The sequence below is a fragment of the Fischerella sp. genome (assembly GCF_013388695.1).
In the GTDB taxonomy this organism is placed as follows: Bacteria; Cyanobacteriota; Cyanobacteriia; order Cyanobacteriales; family Nostocaceae; genus PCC9605.
In genome coordinates this window covers 1-26,070 of sequence record NZ_JACAEU010000029.1, presented here as the reverse complement: position 1 = coordinate 26,070, position 26,070 = coordinate 1, and the positions used below count along the sequence as shown (strand labels likewise).

The following is a 26,070-nucleotide window of genomic DNA, read 5'->3' as shown; positions in this document are numbered from 1 at the left end:
AGAGCATGAGGAATGCTAAAACTAACTTACACCGAAACGAGTTTTCACCTAGAGTGTCTCACTCAATCCCTTGAGGAGTGGGTAGCGCAGCGAGTGATTTTGGCACTGCGAGTCGGTCAAAGTCTGTGCGTTGAACCCAGTACTGCTTCCTTTTTGCTTCCTGCTGATTTGCCAGGACTTGAACAACTCAAAACTCAGGTGCAATGGGATGAAAGGGAAATAATTGCTTTATGTCCTTCTGATGCTGAGTATATCGAAGTCACTCTCCGAGGTTCTTGGCTATCAGAGATTTCTGAGGACGTAGAAGGTGTGTTTGTCACCACAATGAGCGATCGCACTGAGTTGTTACTGCACAAACTCTGGCTGGCGGCTGGGAGGTGCGCCTCCGTCATGAGTGAATGAGGAAGTCGCTATAACATAAATGTATTTCTCGTTGAATTTTGTTCTTTGTTGATAGTTGTTGGTTGTTTGGAACAACCAACAGCTAACTATTAAAGTTAGCTAAATAATTTGTGGCGGAATTTGCTTGCATAGTTATTTAGCAATGTCACATCTTGGGCGATCGCTTGTAAGTAGAAAGCAGTAGTCATAATAAGAAATATGGGAGAATTTCACTTGTCCAGAAAGAGAGTGCGATCGCGCACCACACTAGTGCTTAGATTTCACAGGTAAGTAGAAAGGCATAAATAAACTAAAAACAGGGCGGGCTAGAAGCCCACCCCACAATATTATTAAAGCTCTTGTGGGGTGGAGAGAAGTCCGAGCGGAGGAAACCTGCGATCGGAACTTCGGAGCATCCTGTCCGCCTGTATAAAATACAAGATATTTTACGTTTAATTATGTTGACCTACTTATCAAACGACTAAATATGCAATGCGAACTATGTGAAAGAGAGATGGAATATCTAACTGTCCATCACTTGATTCCACGACAAAATACCAAACGTAAGAAAGTAGATTCAGGCCCAACAGTGAACATCTGTTCAGCCTGCCATCGGCAAATCCATGCATTATTTGACAACAAACTGCTTGCAAAAGAACTCAATTCAGTAGACAAACTCAAGAATGAGCCGCAAATGCAGAAATTTCTATCTTGGGTGAGGAAGCAAGACCCTCGTAAGCGGGTCACAGTCTATCGCCAAAGATAGAACGGATTTGACATCAACCAGTCAAGTTAGAACATCGATTCAGTCTTTTTTCCTATATGTCTGCATCGGGAAGTATCTACACGCGATTTTGCAGACATCTAAAAACCTTGCCAGCGTTAAATTTTATTCGTTTTGGTCTCCTACATTTCCACAACTTCCAGCCTTAGACATCTACAGCTTGTTTATCATCTAATATCAAAACTAATAATTCAAAATTCGGCGTTGCTGAATTTGGTCATGAATTATGTTTGTACACATTTTCGTAGAGACGTAGCAATGCTACGTCTCTACACACCCGTGAATTGTAAATTCATATTTTGATTCAGCAACCCCCAAAATTCGATAAAGCCTGACCTATACATATATATATAAATCTGGGAATATGCTGATGATAGGATTGCGATCGCTTAGGTAAGGTAGTTAGTATGGGTCAGATAATTTAACATTCCCACTACACCCAGATTGCATGTATCAAGCGTTTTAAAGACATTGATGATAGATAATAAAATTAATAGTTAATTAGTAATTCCTAATGATTAATCAAGGAAACTGAAAAATCATAACACAAAATATATTAATGGATCTATTAAGTCAAGAGATAGCTTATCTATCTATAGAATGATTATTTTGCTAGTATCTATACTCCAAATGTCAGCCTAGGGGTCGATTCAATGTTGTACTTATTTAAATTAAAAAAATAATAAGCGTACATTGACTTCAAAAATGTCAATGTTAAATCTAATCAAGAAAGTTAATTAGTCAGAGCAGATAAATGATTTTCATGCTCAAGTTCACTAAAGGCATTTATGAACATTATCACTACTAATTACTTTCCTGATTTTATACGATTTTATGATTTGTTGGAGGAAGTAAAATGCACAAATTTGTAGCTTTATTTAGTTCTATTTTGTGTCCAATGCGTTTTCTAGTTATTGCTTTTACATGTGCTCTACTGTTGTTCACTAATGCTTTTCCTGCTGCTGCGATCGAGAGCTATCAAAGCAATCCTAAAGAAGCTACTGACCAGCTACTTGAAACTCAACGTCAAACTGACGAAGCAGCTAAATTACCACCTCTTGGATTGAAAGAAACTCAGAAGCGGACTCAAGGTGGCGGACTTAACGAGGTTCAAGGTACTGCTGATATAGAGAAAATGCAGCGTCCAGAAAACTCTCAAGAAGCAACATCAGTGGAAGAAGAAGTTAGCAGTTTCTTGAAAAAAGTCACAGGTAATCAATAAGCAGTATCAAATTGCTTTTACCCCAGTTATTGCTAATTAAAGACTGGGGTTATATTTTTTAGAGAATTTTTAACATATTCGTGCTATTTCTTATCAAAGACATGTTGATAGTATATGTATATCAATGTGTCTTTATCTTTTATGCAGTAAAATCTGCAATCACCACAGCAATTAGCATAAAAATTTCATATATGTTTTCTGAAATTTTCTGTATCTAGTATCAATATATATATGTCGATTGTGTAAAGTCAAATTTTATGAGTCAATAAATCACAATCATTCTTAAGATTGATGTTGCTCTTGAATTGATTTGGTGAAGTTATAAGAGGAGTTAGCTTAGGGATGACGAACAATGCGTCCATTAAATATTGGTTTGACGGAAGAGCAACGTCAAGGTGTTATTAATCTATTGAATCAAGATTTGGCAGATTCTTATCTACTAGTGGTGAAAACGAAAAAGTTTCACTGGGATGTGGTCGGGCCTCAGTTCCGCAGTCTGCATGAAATTTGGGAAGAGCAATACGAACAACTGAGTGAAAATATTGATTCTATTGCTGAGCGGGTTCGTGCTTTGGGTGGTTATCCCATTGGCACAATGGAGGGATTTTTGAAGGCAGGTACCATCAAGGAGCAAAGTGGTAACGTTCCCACAGCAACCGAAATGGTGGCTCTATTGGTAGATGACCATGAGCAAATCATTCGCAACCTTCGCCAGCATATAGATCGTAGTGCTGAAGAGTTTCACGATCAAGGAACTGCTGACTTCCTAACTGGACTGATGGAAGGACATGAGGAAATGGCTTGGATGCTGCGCTCCTTTATTGAAGGACAAGCATTACAAGCAGACGGTTCTAACCAGGCAGAACAAATTAAAAAACCTGTAGGCGTATAACCAAGGGTAGATAGAATCTAACACTACTAGTCAGAGTTTAGGTTTGCAGGCTGAGGTTTGAGTGAATTTTTGCATTCGCATCTACCTGCTCATTCCTCAGTTTGGTATGGGCAAAAGCAAAATAACAGGAGTATTAAATGGCTGAAGAATATAAAGCTGAACGTACTATTTCAGCTATTTTTAAAGAACAGAATCAAGTTGATGATGTGATTCGACGTTTGTTAGACCGGGGTGTACCTAGAGACCATATTTCAGTGATGGGCAGAAATTTTCAGTCACAAACTCGAATTGCTGGTTTCATTACTAAAAGGGATGTAATCCTGGGAGGTTTAAGAACAGGGGCTATTTTTGGTTCCTTGTTTGGTTCTTTCCTCAGCTTGCTCACAGGTGTAGGTGTACTATTTATTCCCTTCGTTGGCCCTATCGTAGCAGCAGGTCCCATCAGTGCATTACTGCTAGGGGCTGCAAGTGGAGCGATCGCGGGTAGCGCAGGTGCAGGTTTAGTATCTGTATTAGCTACTCTAGGTATGCCAGAAGACAAAGCCACAGTTTATCAAACTCGCCTGCAAGCAGGAGAATTTTTGCTGATGGCAGAAGTTCCCGCTGATCGAGTGGGAGAATTCCAGTTACTAATAGAAAGTGCTGGTGGTGAAGAGATTCACACAATGGAAAAGGCGCTACCCCATCCTTGCTCAGGTCGCTGCAATAGTCCAGAAGACTTGTCTAGTGAGGTGCGCTCTCACCTTTCGCCTGAAGCCCAGAATACATTTATTGAGCGTTACAATGCTGTATTAGATGAGAATAACGATCAAGCCCAGGCTGAGCAAGCCGCTTGGGAAGCTGTTTTCCAAAAATTTGATGAAGATGAAAATGGCGTTTGGTCTAAAGCGAAAGTAAGCACTTAGTTATTAGTCAATAGTCAAAGGTCAAGAGTCAATAGTAAAAAACTTTTGACTACGGACTTTTGACTGTTGACTATTCAGCAGTTTCTGCAACTTTTCCTTCTATCTTCAACTCAGCTATTATTTGAACTGATTAAGCTGTCTGTTTGCCGATATTAACAACTTTAAAAGGAACATAAAATTGGATGATTTGACGATCGCTCTTTTATGAGCACAGCACTTATACTGTAATATCTTAGTACAGCTTTGCGTAAAATCGTAGTGTTTTTAAACGCAGAGGGACGCAGAGGCAGCGCAGAGGAACGCAGAGTATTTCTAAGGATAATTCGCTACGAATTAATGAAACGCTGTACTTAGTCAAAGCTTATAAACAGCCGCTTCAAAACGCGCAGCTAAATCGATAATGTCCTGTTTGCGGGCTATTTGCTCAATCCATTCTTGGGGTATATTCTCCACTCCGTAATAAATACCTGCTAAACCACCAGTGACAGCGGCAGTGGTATCTGTATCACCACCCAAATTCACAGCTTTTAGTACTGCTTCGGAGTAAGACGAACTATTCAACAAACACCACAGCGATGCCTCCAGCGTATCAATGACATAACCGCTGGAACGAATCTCTTCTACTGTCAGCTTGGCAATTTCACCACTAAATACCCTGGTAAAATGCGGCATTTGTGAGGTGTAGTCGGATGCAGAGTAGATTTTATGTATGTTTGCTAAGCCTTTAATATAAGCTGTTTGTGGTTCAGCCCCTTCCAAGAGAGATACTGCAATACTGATGTAGATACCGCAAGCTATTTGTGACCTTGCATGAGCGTGGGTAATGCAAGAAACTTGGTGTGTCTGCTCTATTAATTCCGAAAAGTTCAAACTTTTGTGATAATAAACCATCGGTAAGATTCTCATTAGAGAACCGTTGCCGTTACTCATTTCACTAGTTCCGCCTGCTTTCAGGGGTGGAGTTCCCTGTTGCAAATTCGCGATCGCAATAAGAGTAGTATTTCCTATATCAAATACCTCTCCATGGGGAGTCCAATAACCTTCGTTGTACCAGCGCCCAATTGAAGTCTATACATGTGCTTTATAGCCTATAACAATTTCTGTTTTATCTAATCTTTTAATTTTTGGAAAATGCGGCTGACGTAGATTAATGAGATTTTGTTCCTAATCTACTCCTTCTAAATTTTATTTATGATTATTGTGCCAGAAAATAAAGTGTCTATTTTTTAGGGTACAAAACCTGAATTAGGAATATTTGACTGTATTTATAACAGCTTATTTATATGCTTTTAATTAAAAACACTTTCAAATATATGTCATCACTAAAAATCATTATTGAAATGATCTCATAAAATTTTGGAACATCTTTTTCAGTTTTTCGACATAGGATTTAAAAGCAACTCCTACAAAGTTTGGTCAAAATTATGCAACGGTTTTTCAAGTCTTTTTTGACAATTTCTGCTTTATCTTCTTTAGTAATTGCTCCTTTTATTGTTTCAGTTGGTGCAGCTTCTGCTCAACCTGTTCAAGCCAAAAAAGGTACAAATGCTAGCTATGTTGGTGCTGGTTTTGCCGCTGGTGTTACCAATGGCGGACAAAGTGGCGATGCTGCCACTTTTGGTGGTAATCTCACAGGTCGCTTAAAACTCGGCAATACGCCTGTTTCTGCACGAGGTCAAATCAACTTTAGTGATGAGACAAGTGCCATCATCCCTCATGTTTCTGCTGACGTGGGTATTGCTAAAAATACTAATGCTTATGTGGGTGTTGGTTATCAATTTGTAGAGAGAGATGGCAAACCAACTCCAAGTGGTAACAAAAATGGTGTAGCAGTGGTTGCTGGAGTAGAGTCTGAAGTCGGAAAAAACTTCCTCGTTTATAGCAACACCACTGTAGGAATTAATGCTTACAAAAATAGCCCTGCTTCTGCTATTAGCATCAATGGTGGGGTAGGCTATCGCTTTAAATAACACAATCATTTCTCAATTAACGTCAGTTTGACAGCGATAAAGTCAGCCAAAAAGAAAACACCAGACCTAATCTCAAAAATTAATCTAGGCTTGGCTTGGTCAAACGTAACAAATAACTGATAATTTATAAGTAACATTGCTGGGTTGGTTAATTGTTACATCACTGACAAACCCAGCTTTTTGTCATGTTAAAATCAAACTATTCTTCTCTATCCCTACCGGATTACCGGGATTCAAGCTCAGCCGAATGGGTGCTTCTAAATTCACGCTTCGGCACTTACCGATGCCTTATTGAGAATACTATACAACTGCAATGGTTAAATCTGCTCCTCCCCCCATCGCCAGCCGTAAGCCTTCTAAAGTAGAAGCAATTAAGGAACGTAGTAATTGTTTGCGTGAACCTGTCGCTACGGAAATCCTTCAGGACACAACGCATTTTAGTGAAGATGCGGTACAAATCCTCAAGTTTCACGGCTCTTACCAGCAGGATAACCGAGATAATCGGGTCAAAGGACAGGAGAAAGATTATCAGTTCATGCTGCGGACGAAAAATCCTGGAGGTTTTGTATCACCCCAGCTGTATCTAACTCTAGATCGACTGGCTGATGAATATGGCAATCACACTTTGCGTGCCACAACCCGACAAGGATTTCAGTTGCATGGGATTTTAAAGAAAAATCTCAAGGCAGCAATTGCTGCTATTGTTAAAAGCATGGGTTCGACACTGGGAGCTTGCGGCGACTTAAACCGCAACGTTATGGCTCCTCCGGCACCTTTCAAAAACAAGTCAGAATATGATTTGGCTTGGGAATATGCTCAGAATATTGCTGACTTGCTGACGCCGCAAACTGGTGCTTATTACGAGATTTGGCTAGACGGAGAAAAAGCCATCAGTGGTGAAGAAAATCCAGAAGTAAAAGCAGCCAGGCAGCGCAATGGTACTGGAACTGTTTTCCACGATCAAGAAGAACCAATATATGGCACTCACTACATGCCGCGCAAGTTCAAAGCTTGCGTAACGGTTCCGGGTGATAACTCGATTGATTTGTATACCCAAGACCTTACATTAGTAGTAATTACTAACAAAAAGGGTGAATTAGAGGGATTTGATGTCTTTGCTGGTGGTGGTTTAGGACGGACGCATAACAAAGAAGAAACTTTCGCGAGAATGGCAGACTCGATTTGTTATGTAGCGAAGGAAGACGTTTACGATCTAGTCAAAGCCATCGTTGCTACTCAAAGAGATTATGGCGATCGCACAGACCGCCGTCACGCCAGATTAAAATATCTAATCCACGATTGGGGCGTTGATAAGTTCTGCTCAATGGTTGAGGAATATTTTGGCAAGCCATTAGAACCCTTCAAACCACTGCCAAAGTGGAAATATGAAGATTTCCTCGGTTGGAATGAACAAGGTGATGGCAAGCTGTTCTTCGGTATTTCCATCGATAATGGCCGCATCAAAGATGAAGGCAACTTTCAAATCAAAACTGCTTTGCGAGAAATTGTTGAGCAATACAACTTGCCTATTCGCCTTACTCCTCACCAAAACCTTATCCTCTGCGATATCGAACCAGACAGCAAGCAAGCGATAGAAGAGATTCTCAACCGTCACGGTGTTGTTACCGATCCTAGTAACATCGACCAGATTGTACGCTACGCTATGGCTTGTCCGGCATTGCCTACTTGTGGCTTGGCAATCACCGAATCAGAACGAGCTATACCGGGAATATTAGAGCGCATTCGTGCTTTGTTGGATAAAGTTGGTTTACAGAATGAGCATTTTGTGGTACGAATGACCGGATGCCCCAATGGTTGCGCTCGTCCGTATATGGCGGAACTTGGCTTTGTGGGTAGCGCCCCGGAAAGTTACCAGGTTTGGCTGGGTGGTTCTCCAGATCAAACCAGATTGGCAGAGCCTTACACTGAAAAACTGCATCATAATGACATAGAAAGCTTTCTTGAGCCAATTTTTGTGTACTTTAAGAAGTCACGCAAAAAAGGCGAAAGCTTTGGAGATTTTTGTGCGCGGGTTGGTTTTGATGCGATTCGCAATTTTGCTGAAAACTACAAACCGAAAAGTGTCAACAGTGTAGGTAAAGCCCGTCATCGGATCAGTGTTCGGGATGATATTTATGCTGTGCTGAAGGAAACTGCTGACAGCCAAGGCAAGTCGATGACGGAATTGGTGAATGAGGCGTTAAAGGTTTACCTGAAGGCAGAATAAGCTACTTATCGCTAAGACTTAATTCTTTCTTTAGAAAGACATTGGCACTGAAAAATAGGTGATAAAAATAAGAAATTGCTGCACCAGTAATATGGTGCAGTTTTTTGTTAGTTAAATTTAAATTCCCCGAGATAGAGTCAAGATGTGGCTGCTGATCCAGAAAGTCAGTGGTTGGAATTTACAATGTACGGGTAATTCCTGAATAGGAATTTACATCTCCTGACTCTGAAACAGAAAGTGGCATGGCTCAATTACAAAGAATAGCGATCGCCCCCTCCCAATTCCAACAAGAACAGATAATGCTGACATCCGAACAACAGCATTATCTTTGTCGCGTGTTGCGGTTGCAAGAGGGCGATCGCTTTATTGCAATGGACGGAATGGGTAAATGGTGGTTGGCGCAGCTAGCAGGGGCAGAAGCAAAAATTTTACAATCAGTCACCGTAGAAACCGAATTATCCACAGCTATTATTCTGATGTTAGCCTTGCCAAAAGGTAATGCATTTGATGAGGTAGTACGCTGTTGTACGGAGTTGGGAGTAACTTGTATTGTCCCGGTAGTGAGCGATCGCACTTTACTAAACCCCAGTCCCCAAAAACTAGAACGCTGGCGGCGGATAGCTAAGGAAGCCGCTGAACAATCAGAGCGTGCTGTAGTGCCTGTGATTTTAGAACCAATTTCTTTTAGTAATAGTCTGTCATTAGTCAATAGTCATTTATCATTTGTCACAAACCAGAAATATATCTGCGAGGCTCGTGGTGACTATCCTCATTTGCTCAGTTGCTTGCAGGGTAAAGAAAAATTGCCAAATAATCAACGACAAAAAACGATGGCGATCGCTATCGGCCCAGAGGGAGGATGGACAGACAAAGAAATTGAAAGTGCAATTAATGCTGGATTCCAACCCGTTTCCCTGGGAAGACGCATCCTCAGAGCAGTTACAGCCCCGATAGTGGCTTTATCCTTAGTTGCTGCAACTTGTGAAGTATAAAGGATGTATAAAAACGAGATTTAAAATTTAAACATGATAGAACAAGTTGCAAGTGCCTTTGAGCGCCAAGACTATCGCACTGCTGCGAAATTACTCAAGCAACTGTTAAAAGAAGCACCAGAAAATCCTTGGGTGCAATTTTATGCCGGGCGGCTGTATGAAGCATCGGGAAAGCCGCAAGAAGCAGAAAAAGTTTATCGGCGATTGCTGCGCGATACAACCAATACCAAGATTGTTACGCAAGCAAGACAAGGGTTACAGCGACTGCTAGAAATTGAGCAAGAAGAACGAAAACGGGCGATCGCCCAAGCAACAGCTGACGCAAATAATGCTGAACTTGGTGTATTAGTCTTAGAACCAGTTAATAATAACCATAAAACTCAATTAGCACAAAAATTTGCCCAAATTATCCAAATAGACTCCTATAGCGCCAGATTACTCTTACCTAGCCGTGGCTGGCGCTTGTACCGCAGTGGTGCAGTCGGAGAACTCAAATTTTATGGTGAACAGTTACAAAATGCAGGTATTCCCTGCTTTTGGGCAAAATTAACTGATATTGAGAAAATTCAAGTTTTTCAAGTTAATTATTTTGCAGAAACAACACAAAAAGCCACTATTATTTGCCGCAATCAAGCAAATCAACTCGGTTCTCTCAGCTTTGACTGGACAGAGGTGAAAGGGCGAGTGCAAGGACTATTACCAATTTTTGAAGAAGTTGTAGACGTTAGTGCTCGCCGTAGACTAGAACGTAAAACCCAAACTCAAGATTACTTTCAATTTTGCGATTTACATCTACCTCAAAGGCGTTGCATTCTGCGATTTTATGACAACGGTTATGAATTTCAGCAAGGAGCAAAAATTGCTCCTCAAGTTAGCCAAAATACAATCAGAATTAATTGGAATAATTTACTTAACTTTTTTGACGAGCAATTATCTTCAATCAAAATTTGGTCAGACTTTGCACTTTTTGCAGAAACAGCCCTAGATCAAACAGAAGTTCTAAATAATATCGAGTCTCACATTCACTTATTTCGCAGAGAAAAAACTAATTGGGACTCGGCTTTTCATTTGTATAGTGGACTGATTTTTCTCAATTCTATTTCTGAATGAGCAGATAAAAAATAATAGGTGAATTTCATAATCCACCTATTATTTAACTAATTTTCAAACTTACATTTATTTAGCATTAGGGGTTTTCACCTGACGTGCCATCTCTAGGAAGGAATTCATATTCGCTCCAGGACGCCGACGACCATTTGTATTGGTAGGTGCCAAATATTTCGGTGCAAACGTGGTTTCTGTTGGTAGTGTCTTAACTGCGGGTGCTTGCTCTTTAGGTTGCACTGTCACACCCTCGGAAGTTTGCACCATCTCCACCTTGGCAGGCTCAGGAGTAGCCTTTTCAGGAGCTTTCGCTCCGTTAGATGTTTCTGGAGCTGTTGCTACTGGTCGTGCTGATTTTTTACGACCGTTAGGTGCAGCAGCAGCTTTGGAAACTGCTGCTTTATCAGCATCGCGCTTAGTTGTGTCGGCGACTTTTTCAGCAGCATCTTTAGCTGTGTCAGTAACCTTTTCAGCAGCGTCTTTAGCAGCAGTAGCGACTTTTTGAGCAGCAGCCTTAGCAGCAGCAACTGGCTGTGCAGTCTCAGCCTCTTCCTTCAGTTCTAAATAGTAACCGCCGTTTTTTTTATTGCCAGGGAGAAGCCCAGTAATGAATTTCATAATCCCGTTGATTAAGTTTTTGATAAAACCGAACATTACAATTACTCCTGTCTTTTATACCTGAAAATTGACTACATTCATTAAAAATTAGGGAAATTTATTACATTTCTTCGAGTTATTGTCTAATTTACTTCTTTTTTGCACTAAACAATCTGTCTGACAGTATTCATGATTTTGTAAATAACAAATGTTATTTTCACAGCCAGGAGCAAACGCTATAAACTTTTTATCTCAAGTATTTGGAATTGTTGATACTTATACTCAATTATTAAATTTTTCTGGATCTGAGAGCAACATTCTAAAAGCGAGTTTAATAAAACTTTACTTTAGCAAAGAGGACGCAGAGAGAAGCCAATGTCCTCTTGCTATCCAGCAACTGGGGTAATCAATGCGCGTAAAGAGGTTTGTCACCATCTGTGCATCGCATTATGGCACTTGGGTTGCCTACTTTCACCAAGGTCTTGGCTGTGTGCAAATGCGCCCCGATAGTGCTTTTCTACAAGATTTGAATCGGAATACTGCTATGTTGAAGCAGCTAAGTTTTGCTTCTATTATAACTCCCTATGATATGATGAGCATCCTAGCCAAAAGTTCACAACTACCTGTGGGTAGAGAAGTGGGTGTATCGGTGTTGACTCATGACTGAATGCTGACTGATGTCAGAAGTTTGGCGGCGATCGCCGAGGCGTTGGCACAAGCAGTTAACTAAATTGATCTAGACCCTGATGTTAGTGAGGCTCACCAATTTGCGTATACTCCTCACTTCCAAAAATCGCTTCTGGATAACGGTAATACTTAAATTCCATTAAGTTATAAAACGGGTCTTCTAAAAAGAAGGTGTAATGTTCTAAGGGAGTACCGATAAAACGCTGCTTGGGTTCTTCTCTAAACAGTAGTTGTCGCTGTTCGGCTCTTGTAAGCAAATACTGCCAGTCGCATTCTGTGGTTAAAATTAATCCAAAATGTCTGGGATAAATACCGCGCTGGGGTGTCAGGGGTTCTTTGGTGACGTGAGCAACCAGTTGATGACCATAAAGATTAAGAACGAGAGCATGACGGTTTTCTCGACCAGGAATGCAGCCTAAACCATCAACATAGTATGCTCTTGCTTGAGCGATATCAGTAACAGGAAAGGCAAGGTGAAATATAGTTGAATTCATATTAGGGGTTTGAGGTTAAAAGCTAGGGAATAGGGTTGAATATTACATAAGTTAGCTCTGTGTAAGCATAGCCCTATCTATAATTGTGGAATTATTACGCAATAATATGATTTTATGTCTATGACCCGTGACGTCCAATTTCCTTGGCAGCAAGAAGTTATAATTCACCACAGCCTACGTCTACTATATAGTTTTAATTATTGGACAGGAGATTTTCTACTGAATGTTAGTGGTTCACCAGAAGAAATTGCACAGGCGCTTTTTGAAGCACCTTTTGTCTTAGTCTCTCACGGTACTGAAGTTGACCCAATTTTTAACTACGCTAACCGGAAAGCATTGGAACTATGGGAAGTTTCATGGGAGGATTTTACTCAGTTGCCTTCGCGGAAAACAGCTGAAGAAGTTGTACAACAGGAGCGTAATAGACTATTAGTTGAAACGGCAAGCAAAGGCTTTAGTAATTTTTCCGGTGTTCGTCTTACCAGTACTGGTCAACGCTTTTATATTGAAAACGGTATAATCTGGAATTTATTAGATGAAAAGCATCAATACTGTGGTCAAGCCGCTGTTTACTCCAAGTATAAATTCATTACATAACGACTTTAATTTTGCCTAGTTCCAGCTGATACTTCAGCTTGTGATTCGTCTTCTATTTGCGATTCTACCCCAGTGGAAGAAACTGGTTCTACAGGCTGAGGCAAAGGAACTATGATATCTGCACCATTAATAATACCTCCCACCAGTCCTAGTTCTGATTCTACCAATCCATCTATCGCTTCGCCTAACATGTTTTCTTGTGTATAGTGCGGTCGTGTCACTAAAACTATGCCATCGCTATAGGGTTGTATTAATAAGGCGTCATTAGATGCGCTCAGAGGATTAGTATCTATAATCACTGAGTCATAACGTTCGCGGGCATCCTCAATTAGGTGTCGCAATTCACTAGATTCAAGGATGGCAGCGGGTTGACCTACAGGCCCGGGACTGGGAACAATATATAAATTTTCAACATCCGGAACTAAGCGGATACATTCGCTCAAGCTGCCGTAGTAACGCAGGGGTTCAAGGTTAGCTTCTGGATCAATAGTCACTTTTAAAGATGGACTACAAGAGGGCGATCGCAAATCTGTTTCAATAATCAAGGTACGTTTGCCAGCACGGGCGTAAGCTATACCCAGATTATAAGCACTTACTGTTTTCCCCTCATCACTGCTCACACTAGCAATCAATATTACCTTCAAATTTTTGCCACCCAAACGGCGCAGATTACTACGGAACTTTTCATAATACTCCAAATAGAGAGAATCAGCAGAAAGCATCACTGGCAACTCGTCTGGCGACAAATTTTCCACAGGCATTAAAGGCAGTTCTCCCAACAAGGTAACATCCCGTTGTTTGAGGCTGTTGCGGATATCTTCTTTGGTTTTGAAAGTACCTTCCAGCGACCCCAATAAAAATATCACTCCACCACCAACTATTAACCCCAGAAAGCCGCCAACACCAAGCGTTGTTGGCACACTTTTAGGAGGTTTGACATCAGCAACAACTATCGGTGGTCTGGCAATACTCAGGCTACTAACGGTTTCTGCTTCTGCGGTTTGAGCATCGGTTAGCTTTGCCTGCATTTTGTCGTAGATGGCTTTTTTGAGTCCTACTTCTTGTTCTAAACGCGATCGCTCTAGTTGCTTGTTGGGTATCAAAGCATACTCTTGTCGCAATTGCATTTCTTCTCGTGCCAGCGAAACTAGTTGTTGCTGTAACGTCTCCTGCTGAGTTTGCAAAGCTACGAGTTGGTTTGCCAGTTGCTGTCTGGCTGGGTCTAAATTACTTTGGGAGCGAATACCCATAACTGTACCAGGAAGAGGAGCTGCTGTACCTCCACCACCTACCACCTCAATCGCACGTTGTTGTAACAATTGTTCGTAAGCAGATTTCTGACGCTGCAATTGCACCATCATCGGGTATTCTGGTCGTGCCCCTTGTTTGGTGAGAACCTCCATTTGGCTTTCAACTTGATAAATTTGCGATCGCAAGTTAGCAATAATTGGATCGGCACTCAAAGCTGAAGAAACATAGGCTTGGTTGACATTTAACCCTAACTTTGCTTGTAAGCTGCGAATTTGGGCATCTATTCCAGAAAGGGTGAGTTGAATTTGCCGTTGCTGATTTTGACTGCTGGTAATTGCGGTCAGTAAACTGCCATTTTCAGCCGCTAGTAAAGCTGGGCCTTCTGTGCGATCGTATTTTTCGAGTCTCTTTTCAGCCAGTTGCAACTCTCGTTTCGTTTGTGGTAGACGTTCGTCAATTTTTTTTATAATTGCTTTTAATCGCCTAGTATTAATCTCGGCACTCAACTTAACCATTGCTTCCATCAATGCTTGCACTGTTTCTTGAGCGCGCTTTTCATTAGAATCTTTATATTTAAGTTCAATTAGTGAAGATCCGCCTGATTCTTCTCCTGGCTTGGGTGCTTCAGGCACACTAATGGCAACATTTTGACCAATTTGTTTTGGTTTGACATTTACTCGTGCTGCCACGGTTTCCACGATCTGGTCTGATAACAAAACCTCTTGGGAAAGTACTTGTCCTTGTTGCTGAATTTCAGTGCCAGTTACAGAGAAAAAAACGGGTGGACTTGTGTAAGTTAGTGCAGCATTTGCTACATAGCTAGCAGGTGGTTCTGGTTGGATAGCCACTACCGTTGAACCTGCTACAACTAAAGTGAAACTGGCTAATCCAATCCACTTATACTTTTCAAAAGCAATTAAATAGCGCTTAACAATCGGTGGGGTCATGACTATTGATACTTAGAGACTCGTTGTCACGGGTAAATTCATAATTGTTGGTTGTTATTTGTTGATTGTTGGTTGGTAGTTCAAACAACCAAGAACAAAGGCAAACAGATATAGAAAACTACTTCCCACTACTGCCACCAAAACTGCTAAAGAAGTTCAAAAAGCTCTGAACATTAAAGAAGGGTTGAGTAATAGTAGATAGTAAATTAGTAATTCTACCGATCAGGTTTCGACCAATCACAATAACATCATTATCTTGAAGTGGCACGTTTTGAGTTGCATCGCCAGTCAAGGCTTTTTTCCCGTCCAATCTCTGGGTAATCGCCTTACCTCGTTCTGGATCGAAGCGAATCAGGGCAATTTCCCGCACATTAGTAAAGTTAGGATTTACCCCTGTTAAAGCATCAACAAAATTACTACCATTAGGCAATGTTTGCGTGACTAGCCCTCCAGCAGCATAGTTTAAGACCCGGACGCGAATCTGCGGTTGAGCCAAGGACGAACGAGCGACGAGATTGCGGTCATAATTATTATCATTAACAAGTTCGCGACGCGGCACAATGATTGCATCTCCATCTTGTAAACGGATATTAGGTGCTGTATCGCCATTGAGCAAAGGGGTATACAAGTCAATAGTTTGTGCAACAACAGAACCATCAATTAACTTGCGCCGTAATTGCACTTGTCGCAAATCTGCCATCATTGTAGAACCGCCTGCTAGCAGCAAGATATCGGTAATACGGGGCGTTTGCGAACCCATCGGATAAATTCCCGGTCGCGGGACTTCACCGCTAATGGTAACTTGCACTGGTCGCGGCGATACCAATGATACGGCTACAATTGGCTCAACCATAATGCGATTGAACGACAAGCGGATTTTTTCTTGAGCTTCTTCCAGAGTCAAGCCTTTTAGAGATACTGTTCCAACTTGCGGTAATGCAATGTTACCTTCAGGGCCAATTGGGATGGAAAAATTCAGATCCGGACGCTGCGAGAACAGCGATAAAGTTACGCTCGGATCGACTACATAACGATTTAGCAGCGAGCTGATTTTGGTTTGTGCTTCCTCTAGAGTCAGATTTTGTAGTGATAACGTTCCCAGTAGAGGAACAATTATATTTCCTTCTGGGTTAATTGTGGCTTGAAAGTTTAAATCTGGAAAACGCTGCACTATCACGCTGATTGCATCTCCTGGCCCCAAGCGATAGGAACCAGGCGGACGTTGAACTTGGATAGTAATTAAGTCTCCTGGCCCTAAAATGTAGCGGTCTAGTTGAGGCAATATTTTATTGTTGTTAACACCCAAAGGATTAACTTCTGCACTCTCTAGGAGATTTGGAGATTGCACAGGTGCTTGTTGTACTGGCGATCGCAAAGTTGGAAAAGTCTGAGCAACAACAGGTTGAGCAGCTGTTGCCAAAAAAACACCGACCTGAAGACTTAAACAAGACAGTGCGCTGAATGCACGCATATAAAAATAAGGTTATAAATTATTCAAGCCGTAAAGCCTTTTGGGGGCTGTAAAACATTGAGGCACTATTCTAGCGTATAATCAACTAAAATACATGTATAAAAATATTCATTATTTATAATTTATAAAACACTTGCCGTCAATACAGCTTGCACTGTTTCACCAAGAGACCCGATCTCAGACCAAATTGTTTCAATTTGTCCTAAAGGTTCCATCGGTACAAGGATGCTAACGGCAACCCAAGCAACACGCTGATTGTGCCATTGGGCGATTTGGTCTACCAACAACCACCGCAAAGGTGATGGATTTCCACCATTTCGCCAAGCGTACCATTGCAAAACAGCGAATGTTTGCTCTCTGGTTGCAGCCCGAAAGAACATAGCTTTTACAGTAGTTTCCGCTGTTAATTCTTTTACTTGCGATCGCTTGACAGTAAATTCAACCGAGCGATTTTGAGCAATATCCCACCGTCCCCAACGCGCCCTTCCCCAGCCATTAATCTCCGTCCATTCAACTTGAGGCTGCGTTCTTGGCCCGCTCTGCGGTAACAACAGCAACACAGCTTCTGTCTGAGAATCCTGTTTTTTAAGTAACTGCAATGACCATTTATGTTCGCCAATTTGTTGTTCTGCTTGTTCAGTAGTTTGCCAACCAGGAAGAGTTATTCCTGTCTGGCGTATCTGTTTTAACTCTTTGAGATTAGCGATCGCTGGTGGTTTCTGCCATTGCCAGTGTCCTTTTAGATATCCAGGAACTGCTCCTATTGCCAACAATAACAGTAGCAAAAGCAATGCTACTGCCTGAGAGAAGTAGCATTCCTTGAATAATTTGGAATAATTCATCGGTGAAACACGCAGAATATAGCATAAATTTTACACCTAATGTTGCCACGATGAGTTCAGTAATATTATTGAGAGTTTTCTTTACTTAAGGATTGGGGTGCGGGCGATCGCACCTTTATATCTGTGCAAACCGAACTCTATTCTCTGTGACAACAACGAACTGATTGGGCAAGCGTTCTGCATAGCTTTCCAGCAAGCGCCGAAGCGTTTCTATCTTTTTAGCTGCACGCTCATCTTCCAGTCGCAAAAAAATTATGCCTCGGTGTTGATGACCTTCTCGATAAATCTTTTCGCCAAAATCTCTGTCATTAGTAATCAAAATCCAGTTCTCATCAAGTGCTTTCTGAAGAACATCATCATCACTCATACCTCGTGCTTCTTCATACACAGAGAAAACTTGATGAGCTTGGTTGCGTAGCCAACAGGCAACAGCTGGGCCTGTACATTCATCTACCAGAAAGCGCATCTAGATATTTTCCACACCTAGTGGCATGAATGTTGTATTTGAAAGCGATTTACTTGCAAACAAAATGCAAGCCTGAATATCTTCTACACTCAGTCCTTCGTATTCTTCTATGATTTCTGCAATTGTTGCACCATGAGCAATTAGGTTAAGGATATACTCAACACTCAAGCGAGTTCCTCTAATTACAGGCTTTCCTACCAGCACTTTCGGATTGAGGACGATTCTTTCTAACAATTCTTGGTCTGTCATTATTTGAACTTTGGGCAGCGTATAAATCCTATTTTAGTTCGCACTTTTTATCTCTCTTACTTTTTCCCGAAAAGCGATCGCGGCTTCCAACGGATCTGACCAACGTTAGTAACAAAAGCTTTAACATTAGTAGCAAACGCTTTAACGTTAGTAACTATGGCTTTAATGTTGGTGACAATTGGTTAACGGTATTGGGAGATGGATATATCGGGAGAGTAGACAAATAACCACCAACCACTAAGTACAGCATTTCGTAAGTTCATAGCGAAATTTTTACACAAAGACTCTGCGCGACGGCAGTCGCTACAACGGGGGGAACCCCCAAGGGCGCGCTGCCTCCCCTCTGCGCCTACCCCGCGTCCCTCTGCGTTTTAAATCGCTACTTTTTTATGCAAAGCTATACTAAGTATTAATAATCAAAGTCTGAAATCGCCCATCCTCCCGAACGCTATCAAAATCAGAGTCAGTTTTTGCCCATTCTCGACATTCGTCAGGATTGAGATTGATGGCTTGCTGTAAATTTTCAATTGCTAATTCAAAGTTACCTTGCAAAGCGTAGCAGCGAGCTTTGTTGTACCAAGCTTGGTGTTTGTCGGCTTTGAATTCAATCGCTTTGTCGTAGGATGCGATCTCTTCTTCAAATCTTCCCAAATTACCCAGCGCAACGCCGCGGTTGTACCAAGCTTCGTGTTTGTCGGCTTTGAATTCAATCGCTTTGTCGTAGGATGCGATCGCCTCATCAAATCTTCCCAAATTATCCAGCGCTAAGCCTTTGGCAAAGTATATTGAAGACGAATCAGATGTAAAAGTAAGAGATTTGTTAAAGCAACGTAACGCCTCTCGATCGCGTTTCAAGTCTATTAGTTTCCACCCAAAACTCAGCAGTGAAAGCTGAATTTCCTGGTGTTTATCTGCCATTTGCAAAATTAAATTGGTGAAGCGCAAGATATATTCCCCAGCTTCCACCTGCCTACCCTTCGCCTCAATTTGTCCATCGCGGGGTTTGAGGATGCGTTCGGCGTGAATTAAAAAGTTGGTAGCTTTGCGAACTTGCCGTTGAGGTCATCTAAGAAAAACAATAACTTGCGGTCTGTGCCAATTTCTGTTGGCATTCGCGCCGGAGTATCCAGCCATTCATTCGGCTTGAGGTAAAGTAGTGTCCATCCTAGTTGGTTGAGATCACTTGCCAGTTCGGTTGCTTCCCGTGTTTTTCCCAGTCCGGTGCGTGCTAAAATTAACACCCAGCGATGTTCTTCTAGCTGTTGTTGTAGTTCTCGGCGGATATGGCGATTTGCTACCCGTTGTTGATAGGCGATGTTGCGGTCTGCCAAAGGGTCGTTATCTTCTCCGCCGAGAATGCGCTTTTGCAAGTCTTGAGTTTGGGGTTTAATCACCTCAAACGGAAAAATTGGCGGGGGAATGCGCCGTTGGCGGTGTGCCGTTTTTAGCCACCAGAAAAAAGGAATAGCAGCAAGTAAAATCGCAGGCAAACCACCTGAAATTAGGTTATCAATAAAATCTTTGTGGTCTGTGTAGAATTTCTGGATTCCCCGAAGAATATCAAACACGGAATTTATTGCGATTCAGCAGATGACTGGGACTATTTGAGATTTTAATTGATGCAACTGCGATCGCCTAACCAACATCGAATTTGCATATAGCATCTAAACATAAATCTTGTGGGGTGGGCATCTTGCCCGCCCATGTTATCTAACTTTAAAAGTAAATAAGCTTACCACTGAAAAATCTGCTTACTCATGCAATCTACAAAAAATTTTTTCTTGCATGTTGGCACGGTGCGTTACTCTAACGCACCCCACCACAAACAATCAATCTGCTATCAACTCAACGGCGTCTCGTCCATCCACATCTTGCAAGTAAACCTTAACAATCTCTTCTTTTGCGGTGGGTAACTGCTTGCCGATAAAATCTGGATGAATTGGAACCTCGCGATGACCCCTGTCTACCAGTACAGCTAAACGAATTGCCTCTGGTCTACCATACTCATTTACAGCATTTAAAGCAGCACGAACTGTACGTCCCTTAAAGATCACATCGTCCACAAGCACAACGGTTTTACCAGTCAAATCAAAAGGGATATCAGTTTTCGCAGGAGTCCGCAAGCCTATTTGGTCGAGGTCGTCTCGATAGAATGTAATATCCAATGCCCCTACTGATACGGACACACCTTCTAATGCCTCTATTTGACGCGCTAAAGATTGCGCCAGTGGAACTCCTCTAGTATAAATACCGAGTAATACTAACTGAGACAAGTCTCGCGTCTTTTCCACAATTTGAGAGGCGAGACGAGTTACAGTCCGACGGAGTTCTTCAGACGAGAGAATCTCAACAACTTTTGCTTTGCTAGAAATGGTAGAAATGGTAGAAATAGTCATATACCGTCATCCCCCTGAGTTAGTTTTTACAGGAAAACCAGGCAATAGAGAATCGGTAATGGGTAGTGGATAATGGGGAAATCTATTACCAATTACCAATTATCAATTATCAATTAACAATTCCCTACTTCCATAATTACGTTTTTACAGCGATTAGCAAGAGAGTTGCTACCCCTAACCACAGCAAAAAGCAATATCGAGTTAGTTGCCAAGCTTTATGAATGCAAGTTGGGGTAATGGGATGAGTAGCATCTCCCAGCAATGGTTTGTGTTTAGCCACGCCACGATACCAATTAGTACCTCCCACCTGTACACCCAAAGTAACAGCATAAGCGCACTCACTCCAACCAGAGTTGGGACTGGGGTCATTAGGTGCATCACGGCGACAAATTCGGATTACATGCAGAGGTTTACCTGACAGCAGCGCTAAAGTGATTACTGCTAAACGACAGGGAACCCAAGTCAAGCCATCTTCTAAGCGCGCGCTAAACCATCCTAAATAAGTGTAGGGTGCTTGTCGATAACCCACCATTGAATCAAGGGTACTGCTGGCTTTATATGCCAAAGCTAAGGGTACTGAACCTACAACTGGCACAAATGCACCAATAATTGCATAAAAAAGAGGAGCCATGACTCCATCAATGGCATTTTCTGTAACTGTTTCGAGAACTGCTCGCAAAATTTCTGATTCTGTCAGATTTTCTGTATCTCGACCAACATAATTACTTAAAACAGAACGAGCATCTTGAATTTTTCCTAATGTTAGAGGTTGTAATACTGCTTGAGCTGCTACTCTCAAACTTTTCCCAGCAAAACAGCTAGCTAAGAGAATACTTTCTGTTGCAATTCCCAAAACAGGATGCAGCCATCTAGCAGCTTGAATTATTAAGTAGCTAGCAATGCCACTAGCAATTATTAAAAAAGTACCCAGCAATATTCCAGCTAAGCGCTGTGTTAGAGGATTTTGACAATATGTCAGAGCAAATTTGCTGAAGCGAGAAATTACCCACCCCATTACTCGCACAGGATGAGGCCATCCCCAGGGATCGCCGACTAAGTAATCTAAACCAGCAGCAATAATTAAAACAACAACAGTTGTCATTTGTCTTTTGTTTGGTGTTTGGTGTTTGTTGTTTGTTGTTTGGTGTTTGTTCCAACCAACCACCAACAACCAACTATCAACGCCTGACAATGACTAAACAACAAAACTAGCTTCTTCTCCAAGAGAAGCTTGCCAACTACGAGCGTCGTAATAAAGATCTGCCAAAGTAATACTGTACAATGCTTCTTTCAATTTTTGATGTAGCCTTTGCCAAAGAGTAAATGTTACCCAATCTTCTGCTTGTCCTGGAGAAGCGCGGTGATGGGGTAAAGGTTCTATAGTTTCACCAACTGCTTCTAAAATTTCTCCTAAAGATATTTGTGCTGGTTCTCGTGCTAGCTGGTATCCACCGATGCTGCCACGAATTGATTTTACTAACCCAGCACGACGCATTTCTATTAGCAGTTTTTCTAAATATGCAGCTGGGATATCTTGACGAGAAGCGATCGCTCTAGTAGAAACAGGCCCATACTCTGGCTGTAAACTCAAATCCAGTAAAGCCTTTACACTATAGTGTCCTTTGGTAGTTAATTTCATTTTGGTAAGTTTTTTTATTTGTTGTTTGTTGTTTGGTGTTTGTTGTTTGGTGTTTCAACCAACCACCAACAACCAACAACCAACCAATGACTAATGACTAAGGATCAGTTTTACTTATCATTCTGTGTGCCAGTTATCAAACAAGTACAAGCAGACAACTTTTTTAGCTATGCTTTAGGAATCTTAAACAAATATAGATTCCAGTGTAGCAGTCGCTCACAAACTCTAGATATTTATCAGCTTCTGTCCAATTCATTGAAATATATTGCAAAGGGAATATTTGTAAAACAGCAAAAATTCTGCTGATTCGTGTAATATACTTTGCGTTAGCTGATATAAAAATTTAAGGATTGTGTTACTACTTCCTCAAGGTCAGCTAAAATAAAATCGATTAAACTCCTTCAATCGTTCGTTCATTTTCGCTCTAAGTTGATGGCTAAACAGAAAAAAATTGAACCCCTAACCGGTGAAGATCTGCTCAAAAAAGTCAAAGAGCTAGAAAATCTGAGCAAAGAAGAAAAAGCTAAACAGTGTGGCTACTATACCGTGACAAAAAATGGTATAGAGCGTGTCAACATGATGAAGTTCTTGAATGCCCTAATTGATGCTGAGGGTATTCAGTTAGATAGCGCTCCCAGCGCAAATGGACGTGGGGGACGCAGTGCTAGTTACAGAATTAGTGTGCAGTCTAACGGTAACTTGCTAATAGGTTCTGCTTACACCAAACAGATGAATCTAAAGCCTGGAGATGAGTTTGTGATCACTTTGGGCAAAAAGCATATTCGTCTGAGGCAAATAGACTCAGATGAAAAAGATGATTCTGAAATCCTAGAAGCAACAGCATAAAATAGTGAATGGTCAAGAGTCCAAAGTCAATAGTCAATAGTATTTACCATTGACTATTGACCATTGACTATTGACTGTTGACTACATTTGTTTTTGTCACCACTGGTAGATAGTGGCGGAGAGCTTTGCGCGTGACTGCGATGTTGCAGGTTAAAGCAATTTGTTCTCGTTCTAGTAAACCCAAAATTTGTTCGGGGTTGTCTCGTGCTACCACTGGTAACTGATGCAAACCGCGAAGAGCCATGCGATCTAAAGCTTCAGATAAGGGTTCATCTTGCCAAGCATAGAGAATATCAGTGGTACAAATATCGATGAGAGTTTGATTGGATAAATCACCTCGATCTTCGATTGATAAATCTGGGAAATTTTGCCAAACAGAAAGGGTGCGGTTGATATCTTCTAGAGAAAGGATACCAACTAATTGCCCTACTTCATTAACTACTAAAGCACTGCGGGAGCGATCGCGTATCATTTCCATAGCAGCCTCTATTACTGTCATAGTTGCTAGTAGTTGTTTTGGACGAGGATGCATGGCTTCTTCGACGATTATTTGCTGTAAAATTTCAGCCTGTTCGTCTTTCAATTCCGAAAGACCTATTTGTTGAAGATTTAAATTGGAGTTAGAATTAGGCTTAATTCTCTCCACTAACCAAACACTTAAACCTACGGCTGCCATTAGAGGTAAAACAATACGGTAGTCTTGCGTTAGTTCAAACAGCAACAAAATTGCTGTTAATGGCGCTCTCACACTGGCAGCAAGAACTGCTGCCATTCCTACCATTGCGTAGGCTGGAGGAGCAGCTATAAAATCACTAATTGCAGGTGCTGCGTTTGCCAAAATTTTTGCATAGGCAGAACCTAAAGAAGCACCCAAAAACATTGCTGGTGCAAATACACCACCGACAAAACCGCTACCAGCGCTAATTGCTGTCATTGCCAATTTTACTAACAGCAACACAATCAAAAGTTGCAGCGAAAATTCCACATCCTGAAGCATTGCTTCTACTGTTTCATAACCAATGCCCAAAATTTGTGGAAAATGTAAAGCAACTGCACCGATGATCGCACCCCCAATAATAGGATGGATATGCTTCGGTATTTTTCCCAACCAAGTAAAACCGGGAACTCTACCTGCAAAGCAGGCTTTTGCCAGTCGAATTAACTGAGTATAAGTCAAAGACACCAGACTTGCCCACAAACCCAAGCCGAGATATAAGGGTAATTCTAAGGGGCTGCGGACTTGGTAAACAGGTAAGGTAAAAGCTGGTTGCGCTCCCAAACCAATGTGAGCGATTAACGCCGCTACTACTGCTGCCAGCAACACTACACTTACCGCAGAAGTAGCAAATGATGTTGCACCCAGCACTACCTCTAAGGCAAAAAAAACACCTGCAATCGGAGCGTTAAATCCAGCAGCCAAGCCAGCCGCAGCGCCAGCACCTAAAAGCAAACGCTGGCGTTCTTGTGATACTTGTAGCACCACAGACAGCAACATGCCAAAATTAGCACCAATTTCCACACTGGGGCCTTCTGGCCCCAGAGAAGCACCGCTACCCAAAGAAACTGCTGCCGCTAGCATCTTTGTCACCGGACGTAGCTGTCGTTTGATCTCTCCTTTTTGGGAAGCAGCAATTAAAGATGATAGCCCAGGGCCAAAGTCTTGCGATCGCCAGCGCATCAAACCAACAATTAATCCGCCTAGGATGGGAACGCAAGCTAAAGTCCAAGCGCCCCAAACGCCAACTACACCCATAAAGTTTTCCAGCATGAGGCGGTGAATCAGCTGGATTAAATAGTGAAAAGTAACCACACCCATCCCGCTACCACCGCCAATTAGCAACGCTAAAAGCAGCACAACGGTTTCTGGGGATGGTTGAAAACGGTTAAATAGATAGGCTAAACGGATGGAAGGAGAAGGAAAGGTAGATTGTTCCGTCGCCTTCCTGAGTTCTGTGGGAGGCAGGAGAGTCATTGAGTGAGGAGTAAATCTAATAAAAAAATTAAGATTTTATGCCTTGCTTTTCATTGTGAGCGATCGCCTAGTAACCAGACAAGTAGAGACTTTGCAAATAAAGTTCTTACTCTATTTGTTAATTTACAAAGCTTTTGTGAAAAATTTTCTAGCTTGCAAAATTTGTGTGGCGAGAGTGCTTAAATGGGAGAGAATTGGAGACTTATGCTCTTTAGGAGGATTAGCAAAAGCGATGAGGAATTATTCTCAGCTGAATCTGATTATACTCGTGTTACAGTGGCTGCCACGCCACTGCATCATCTTTTAGAATTATATGCAACATGGCTGAGATTAGATGTACAGGGAAATCTATACGCCCTTTGAGCGGGAATTCAATGATAGATATTAGCCTGCTTGCAAAAATGTCTTTTGCAAGAGTTGGGTAGAGGTTAAAGGCACAAGAATACTTTCATACCTTTCACCCTTACCCTTTGTCCTTTTTCTGGCTTCTGCAAGAAGTTTATTTTTTATAGAGTAAGTTAAGTCGACTAAGCGGACGAGGTAGATGAACACACACACTTTTGATAATCATTATGTGACTTGCCCCATTTGCCAAAGAAATTCTACGCCTAAACCAGTGAAGACTTATGTTGGGTTGTTTACCTGTCCGTATTGTCAAGAAAGGCTTGTAGTCTCAAGCAGCGGTCACTATGTCCGCGATCCGTTTACATTTAAACAGATTATGATTTCATCAATGCTGCGTCGTCAAAGCCGACCCTTAGCTAGGCTCATCCGTGATTTAATCATCCTTAAACGCCCTTTGTTTGTCTTAGCTGTAGGAGGTGCTATTCTCTTTGGTATGATTGCTGTGTCTCAGCAAAATCGCAACGACGACGCCTCATCACCAAGTATAGAAAAAATGAAAGATGGAGGAAAAAAATCCCAGTGATCGCTTCTTCTGGGATAAACATCCTCTTTCACGGATTTTAGTATTAGTATATCAAAAATTGCTCAGGTTAATGGTTAGTGGTTAGTGGGTAGTGGTTAGTGGGTAGTGGGTAGTGGGTAGTGGTTAGTGGGTAGTGGGTAGTGGTTAGTGGGTAGTGGTTAGTGGGTAGTGGTTAGTGGGTAGTGGGTAGTGGGTAGTGGTTAGTGGGTAG

Annotated in this window: 27 protein-coding genes and 1 pseudogene; 14 read left to right on the top strand and 14 right to left on the bottom strand. The window is 41.7% G+C overall.

The genetic code is table 11. From position 1 onward, the window contains the following. The first annotated feature begins 12 nt into the window (after window positions 1-12). The 5 genes from HXY43_RS04925 to HXY43_RS04905 all read left to right on the top strand — a co-directional run bounded on the left by HXY43_RS04925 (window position 13) and on the right by HXY43_RS04905 (window position 4,184). Window positions 13-402, top strand: a complete 390-nt coding sequence (locus tag HXY43_RS04925) for an alr0857 family protein (RefSeq protein ID WP_026733461.1) — start codon at window positions 13-15, stop codon at window positions 400-402. 466 nt (window positions 403-868) lie between these two features. Next, window positions 869-1,147: an HNH endonuclease gene (locus HXY43_RS04920; RefSeq protein WP_026733460.1), complete on the top strand. Its 279-nt coding sequence runs from the start codon at window positions 869-871 to the stop codon at window positions 1,145-1,147. Between the two features lie 874 nt (window positions 1,148-2,021). After that, window positions 2,022-2,387 carry a hypothetical protein gene (locus tag HXY43_RS04915; RefSeq protein WP_290880681.1) on the top strand — a complete coding sequence of 122 codons (366 nt, stop codon included), beginning with the start codon at window positions 2,022-2,024 and terminating at the stop codon, window positions 2,385-2,387. Window positions 2,388-2,739: 352 nt separating this feature from the next. Further along, window positions 2,740-3,279, top strand: a complete 540-nt coding sequence (locus tag HXY43_RS04910; protein ID WP_026733458.1) for a Dps family protein — start codon at window positions 2,740-2,742, stop codon at window positions 3,277-3,279. Between the two features lie 137 nt (window positions 3,280-3,416). After that, on the top strand, window positions 3,417-4,184 hold the full coding sequence (locus tag HXY43_RS04905) for a ChaB family protein (RefSeq protein ID WP_290880678.1): 768 nt from the start codon (window positions 3,417-3,419) through the stop codon (window positions 4,182-4,184). Between the two features lie 354 nt (window positions 4,185-4,538). Here HXY43_RS04905 and HXY43_RS04900 read toward each other — a convergent pair. Next, window positions 4,539-5,240: pseudogene (locus tag HXY43_RS04900) on the bottom strand (ADP-ribosylglycohydrolase family protein); the annotation flags it as partial. 368 nt (window positions 5,241-5,608) lie between these two features. On the opposite strand from HXY43_RS04900, the gene HXY43_RS04895 reads away from it, so the two are divergent. The 4 genes from HXY43_RS04895 to HXY43_RS04880 all read left to right on the top strand — a co-directional run bounded on the left by HXY43_RS04895 (window position 5,609) and on the right by HXY43_RS04880 (window position 10,483). Then, window positions 5,609-6,154: an outer membrane beta-barrel protein gene (locus tag HXY43_RS04895; protein ID WP_290880675.1), complete on the top strand. Its 546-nt coding sequence runs from the start codon at window positions 5,609-5,611 to the stop codon at window positions 6,152-6,154. A 313-nt stretch (window positions 6,155-6,467) separates the two neighbouring features. After that, on the top strand, window positions 6,468-8,381 hold the full coding sequence (gene sir, locus HXY43_RS04890; protein WP_290880673.1) for a sulfite reductase, ferredoxin dependent: 1,914 nt from the start codon (window positions 6,468-6,470) through the stop codon (window positions 8,379-8,381). 242 nt (window positions 8,382-8,623) lie between these two features. After that, a complete protein-coding gene (locus tag HXY43_RS04885; protein WP_026733452.1) occupies window positions 8,624-9,373 on the top strand; it encodes a 16S rRNA (uracil(1498)-N(3))-methyltransferase in 750 nt (249 codons plus the stop codon). 33 nt (window positions 9,374-9,406) lie between these two features. After that, window positions 9,407-10,483, top strand: a complete 1,077-nt coding sequence (locus HXY43_RS04880) for a tol-pal system YbgF family protein (protein WP_290880668.1) — start codon at window positions 9,407-9,409, stop codon at window positions 10,481-10,483. Between the two features lie 66 nt (window positions 10,484-10,549). Here HXY43_RS04880 and HXY43_RS04875 read toward each other — a convergent pair whose 3' ends face one another. Next, window positions 10,550-11,131: a hypothetical protein gene (locus HXY43_RS04875; protein ID WP_290880665.1), complete on the bottom strand. Its 582-nt coding sequence runs from the start codon at window positions 11,129-11,131 to the stop codon at window positions 10,550-10,552. 352 nt (window positions 11,132-11,483) lie between these two features. Between HXY43_RS04875 and HXY43_RS04870 the strand changes: the two genes are divergently transcribed. Beyond that, entirely contained in the window at window positions 11,484-11,741 is a 258-nt protein-coding gene (locus HXY43_RS04870; protein ID WP_367161458.1) for a hypothetical protein, read from the top strand. An 82-nt stretch (window positions 11,742-11,823) separates the two neighbouring features. Here HXY43_RS04870 and HXY43_RS04865 read toward each other — a convergent pair whose 3' ends face one another. Further along, complete coding sequence (locus HXY43_RS04865) at window positions 11,824-12,255, bottom strand: VOC family protein (RefSeq protein WP_290880662.1); 432 nt, start codon at window positions 12,253-12,255, stop codon at window positions 11,824-11,826. Window positions 12,256-12,375: 120 nt separating this feature from the next. On the opposite strand from HXY43_RS04865, the gene HXY43_RS04860 reads away from it, so the two are divergent. Further along, window positions 12,376-12,852 (top strand): MEKHLA domain-containing protein, encoded by a 477-nt coding sequence (locus HXY43_RS04860; protein ID WP_290880660.1) that lies wholly within the window; start codon window positions 12,376-12,378, stop codon window positions 12,850-12,852. Between the two features lie 5 nt (window positions 12,853-12,857). On the opposite strand, the gene HXY43_RS04855 is transcribed toward HXY43_RS04860, so the two are convergent. From HXY43_RS04855 to HXY43_RS04810, 10 genes are all read right to left on the bottom strand, one after another. After that, on the bottom strand, window positions 12,858-15,050 hold the full coding sequence (locus HXY43_RS04855; protein WP_290880658.1) for a tyrosine-protein kinase domain-containing protein: 2,193 nt from the start codon (window positions 15,048-15,050) through the stop codon (window positions 12,858-12,860). A gap of 118 nt (window positions 15,051-15,168) precedes the next feature. Further along, on the bottom strand, window positions 15,169-16,521 hold the full coding sequence (locus tag HXY43_RS04850) for a polysaccharide biosynthesis/export family protein (RefSeq protein WP_290880655.1): 1,353 nt from the start codon (window positions 16,519-16,521) through the stop codon (window positions 15,169-15,171). 122 nt (window positions 16,522-16,643) lie between these two features. Then, on the bottom strand, window positions 16,644-17,363 hold the full coding sequence (locus HXY43_RS04845) for a cyanoexosortase B system-associated protein (RefSeq protein WP_290880652.1): 720 nt from the start codon (window positions 17,361-17,363) through the stop codon (window positions 16,644-16,646). A gap of 115 nt (window positions 17,364-17,478) precedes the next feature. After that, window positions 17,479-17,829 carry a DUF5615 family PIN-like protein gene (locus HXY43_RS04840; protein WP_290880648.1) on the bottom strand — a complete coding sequence of 117 codons (351 nt, stop codon included), beginning with the start codon at window positions 17,827-17,829 and terminating at the stop codon, window positions 17,479-17,481. Next, window positions 17,830-18,078, bottom strand: coding sequence for a DUF433 domain-containing protein (locus HXY43_RS04835; protein ID WP_290880646.1), 249 nt, complete (start codon window positions 18,076-18,078; stop codon window positions 17,830-17,832). A 402-nt stretch (window positions 18,079-18,480) separates the two neighbouring features. Next, complete coding sequence (locus HXY43_RS04830; protein ID WP_290880643.1) at window positions 18,481-18,996, bottom strand: tetratricopeptide repeat protein; 516 nt, start codon at window positions 18,994-18,996, stop codon at window positions 18,481-18,483. Between the two features lie 107 nt (window positions 18,997-19,103). After that, on the bottom strand, window positions 19,104-19,646 hold the full coding sequence (locus HXY43_RS04825) for a hypothetical protein (RefSeq protein WP_290880640.1): 543 nt from the start codon (window positions 19,644-19,646) through the stop codon (window positions 19,104-19,106). 261 nt (window positions 19,647-19,907) lie between these two features. Next, on the bottom strand, window positions 19,908-20,474 hold the full coding sequence (pyrR, locus tag HXY43_RS04820) for a bifunctional pyr operon transcriptional regulator/uracil phosphoribosyltransferase PyrR (RefSeq protein WP_035139892.1): 567 nt from the start codon (window positions 20,472-20,474) through the stop codon (window positions 19,908-19,910). 136 nt (window positions 20,475-20,610) lie between these two features. After that, complete coding sequence (cbiB, locus tag HXY43_RS04815; protein ID WP_290880636.1) at window positions 20,611-21,576, bottom strand: adenosylcobinamide-phosphate synthase CbiB; 966 nt, start codon at window positions 21,574-21,576, stop codon at window positions 20,611-20,613. Window positions 21,577-21,669: 93 nt separating this feature from the next. Next, window positions 21,670-22,113: an Rrf2 family transcriptional regulator gene (locus tag HXY43_RS04810; protein WP_026733440.1), complete on the bottom strand. Its 444-nt coding sequence runs from the start codon at window positions 22,111-22,113 to the stop codon at window positions 21,670-21,672. A 432-nt stretch (window positions 22,114-22,545) separates the two neighbouring features. On the opposite strand from HXY43_RS04810, the gene HXY43_RS04805 reads away from it, so the two are divergent. Continuing rightward, the gene (locus tag HXY43_RS04805; protein ID WP_026733439.1) at window positions 22,546-22,959 is read left to right on the top strand and encodes an AbrB family transcriptional regulator; all 414 of its coding nucleotides are present in this window, start codon (window positions 22,546-22,548) and stop codon (window positions 22,957-22,959) included. 67 nt (window positions 22,960-23,026) lie between these two features. On the opposite strand, the gene HXY43_RS04800 is transcribed toward HXY43_RS04805, so the two are convergent. After that, the gene (locus HXY43_RS04800) at window positions 23,027-24,931 is read right to left on the bottom strand and encodes a chloride channel protein (RefSeq protein ID WP_290880633.1); all 1,905 of its coding nucleotides are present in this window, start codon (window positions 24,929-24,931) and stop codon (window positions 23,027-23,029) included. Window positions 24,932-25,135: 204 nt separating this feature from the next. Here HXY43_RS04800 and HXY43_RS04795 point away from each other — a divergent pair, with 204 nt between their 5' ends. Then, complete coding sequence (locus tag HXY43_RS04795; protein WP_290880630.1) at window positions 25,136-25,294, top strand: hypothetical protein; 159 nt, start codon at window positions 25,136-25,138, stop codon at window positions 25,292-25,294. Between the two features lie 181 nt (window positions 25,295-25,475). Beyond that, window positions 25,476-25,859 carry a hypothetical protein gene (locus HXY43_RS04790; RefSeq protein ID WP_290880628.1) on the top strand — a complete coding sequence of 128 codons (384 nt, stop codon included), beginning with the start codon at window positions 25,476-25,478 and terminating at the stop codon, window positions 25,857-25,859. Window positions 25,860-26,070 lie beyond the last annotated feature (211 nt).